The organism is Streptococcus sp. DD04 (genome assembly GCF_001578725.1).
GTDB lineage: Bacteria > Bacillota > Bacilli > Lactobacillales > Streptococcaceae > Streptococcus > Streptococcus sinensis.
The window spans coordinates 319,779-322,707 of sequence record NZ_KQ968976.1; the positions used below are offsets into that span (position 1 = coordinate 319,779).

General features: G+C 40.5%; 4 protein-coding genes. All 4 read right to left on the minus strand.

The annotated features are described in order from the left end of the window. Positions 1–118 precede the first annotated feature (118 nt). The 4 genes from STRDD04_RS01530 to STRDD04_RS01545 all read right to left on the minus strand — a co-directional run bounded on the left by STRDD04_RS01530 (position 119) and on the right by STRDD04_RS01545 (position 2,901). Positions 119–427, minus strand: a complete 309-nt coding sequence (locus STRDD04_RS01530; RefSeq protein ID WP_062198734.1) for a hypothetical protein — start codon at positions 425–427, stop codon at positions 119–121. Positions 428–501: 74 nt separating this feature from the next. Next, positions 502–894: a hypothetical protein gene (locus STRDD04_RS01535; RefSeq protein ID WP_231853864.1), complete on the minus strand. Its 393-nt coding sequence runs from the start codon at positions 892–894 to the stop codon at positions 502–504. Continuing rightward, entirely contained in the window at positions 873–2,450 is a 1,578-nt protein-coding gene (locus STRDD04_RS01540; protein ID WP_156469022.1) for an alpha/beta hydrolase family protein, read from the minus strand. The genes STRDD04_RS01535 and STRDD04_RS01540 overlap by 22 nt, the downstream gene beginning before the upstream one ends. A 46-nt stretch (positions 2,451–2,496) precedes the next feature. Further along, positions 2,497–2,901: a DUF1310 family protein gene (locus tag STRDD04_RS01545; RefSeq protein WP_062198738.1), complete on the minus strand. Its 405-nt coding sequence runs from the start codon at positions 2,899–2,901 to the stop codon at positions 2,497–2,499. Positions 2,902–2,929: the final 28 nt, after the last annotated feature.

Here is a 2,929-nt window from a genome sequence, read left to right on the forward strand (position 1 = left end):
ACAAACGTACACAAGTTCAAAAACTACTTTGTGCTTTAGTGGATAAACTTCGTTTTAAAAAAGCTCTCTGCACCCGATTCCTGACCAATCAGGACTCGAATCCAAAAGAGCTCAATTGTTAAATTTCTTTATATTTCTCACTGTTTTCTTTTATAACGGTCACAACTTTCTTAGAGAATTGGCCTTTCATTGAGTCATCTAACTGATCCGCAGCTACTTTCACACTCTCCTGAACAGTCTTTACAACATCGGTAAAAAGATTATCATATGTGTTCTGCAGCCTGTTCCTTTGAGCCAGCAAGAGCGGAGCTAGGACATTTGTTATAATTTGCTTTTCTATTGCTTTCTTGATTTCTAGCAAATCAATCGTTTTGGATGATGAAAAATAAGCTCTTACTGGTTCTGATCCTGATTCTGTTATAAACATAAACTTTTTCCTTTACTCTAACTATGTTCAATCTTATGCCCGTTATTTTTATTCACTAAAGCATCTGTCGTTATTCATTTAGATTCACGAAGACGGCGATAGTTCTCTTCAATATCCCACTCTAATCGACGTCTCTGTCTTGAGAAGTTTTCTACCAATTCCTCATCTTTCAAATCTAATTTTTTCAACTGGTCATTACTGGCTTCATCCGCCATTATATCATAGGATTCTATATACTGATTTAGAACCTGCCATTCAACACTAGTATCCCACTCCTGTTTCCGTAAAATGGCTGTTGCCATTTCATACTCTTCTTGAAGCATATCGGAAAAAGCTCTTTTCTTAGACATAATAATATCTCGCTCCTTCTCAATCTTCAAGCGTTCCTGCTGAAGCTCTAAATAGAGATCTTCCATCTCTTTTTCTTTTTGGGTGATATCCTGTCTCATTGCTTGACTTGGTTCCATTGCTCAAAATCTCCCGCTAATACCTGATCCTTGTCCAATAGTTGCTGAATGCCAGCATTAAGCTGCTCTATTAGATCTGTAAAGGTCGTTTGAAGCGCCTGAACCTTAGACAAACGACTATCAAAGTGCTCTTGCAAAGATAGAACCAGCGACTGATAATCTGCCCCTCCAGCTTGATAAGCTGCAACCACCTCATCTGGACTAAGACTGAAGCCCCACGGAACTTTGTGCAACTCATCTGCTAGAATTTCGGCTTCTCCAACAACTTGATCTCTAGCTTGCTGTAAAGTTTCATATCCTAACTTAGCCACATTTACTAGATTTTGTGCAGTTGCTTGCGCTTGGACACTGTCCAGATAAATTTTTTCATTACCGCTAAATCCTCCCTTCGATAAGTACTTTTTCATGTTCTGATAGGGAATCATATTTGCTTTGATAGTATCTTTGATGGTGATTTTTCCTGTCCCATCCATGAGCAAAAAGTTTTTATTTTTGTCATAGATATATCCCTTCATCATATGCTGGTCATCAATGCTTTTTCCGATAGTTTTAATATGACGGACGATACCAGCTGCATTTTCACTACCAGATAAGCTGTAGCCTAGGCTGACAATGTCTTTATGATCGATATGATTGAAGATCTTGTACTTAGCGCTATCCAGTCGTACCTTCTGTTCCTTGGTCAGGAGAGGATAGATATTAGGGCCGTTATAGATGTGAACCGTACCAATATGGCGCATCTCCTCCTCGGTCAGACTGGCAAGAGCATACTGGATATCCATCGATCCCAAAGAATGTCCGTAAAGGTCAATCTTAGCATTGGGATATTTACGAATGGTTTCCTTGAGGTGCTTAGCAGCATCCTCAAACTGAGCGGGCGGAAACTTTTGAGTCAGTTTAAGACCGCCAGCAGCTAGCATAATCGGTGTAGAGGTAACACCTGTCACTACGGCTCCGCCAAAGATACCTGCACTATTTGACAGAACATCCTTCCTTAGCTCATTGAAGGGATTTTTATTTAAAGAATTAAGCCCCCTCGTCACAGCCTGACCAACATCTTTATTAAAGAATCCGACCGCATCTCCTATATTATTGCTAGCATCTCGATCTGCCTTATCCAGCACTTCCCGGCTTTTCTGAGTGATGATATTTTGGGAATGGCGATAAACAAAAGGGGTAGCATGTTCCACTGCACCGACAGGACCCAGGCGGTGGGCCGCCGTCACAAAGTCTGTAGGCAGCCAATCCGTAACAGTGTCGTGGAGCAACTTAGGAGTGTGCGTCTTGGTCTGCGATCCCTGCATCATGACCGTCACATCCTGCACCTGAGCACGCTCAGCATCCGAAGCGGAGTAGGGGACAGCGGCACGCAAGCTCCCATTAGAGTCTTTGATTTCAGTTTCGGTTAGACCACTCTCTTTATTCGTTAGCACATATACTTGTTCTTCATTGCCATGTACATTGTCGTAAATTTGGGAGACTGTTCCGATGTAGGTTTTATCATCATTTATTGTTAAGCCAGACCCAACTTTAATCCCTTCCTTATACTCCAACATTTACTCCAACATTGCCACATCAACATTCTCTTTATCAGTAAAGTCTTTATTTTGTGCCATGCTCATTTTCTCCATCCATTAGTTCAGTGAGCTTTGGTGACCAAACAGTCCCATTTCTGTGAAATTTGCCATTTTCGTCCTCGGTAATGACATAGCCTAATGTTAGTTCTTTATCACCATTAATAATTAAATCAAACATTAACCCTCCCATTGGGTTTTGAGTCAGAGATTTCTTATCAATTTCATAACTTTTAATTTTCCCTTCAGGTGTTAAAGCTTGAGGGTCTATCTTTTTAAGACCTTCCTCAATTACACTCTTCATCTTTTCACTCTCCGCAATCTGAATCATTTCTTCTTTTTCCGACCGACTGTTTAGCATACTGCACCCCCCTAAAAACATAGCCGAACTGAGCGTAATGATACTCAGAAATATTACAAAAATTTTCTTCATGACAGCTCCTTTTATTTCTCATCTTTAA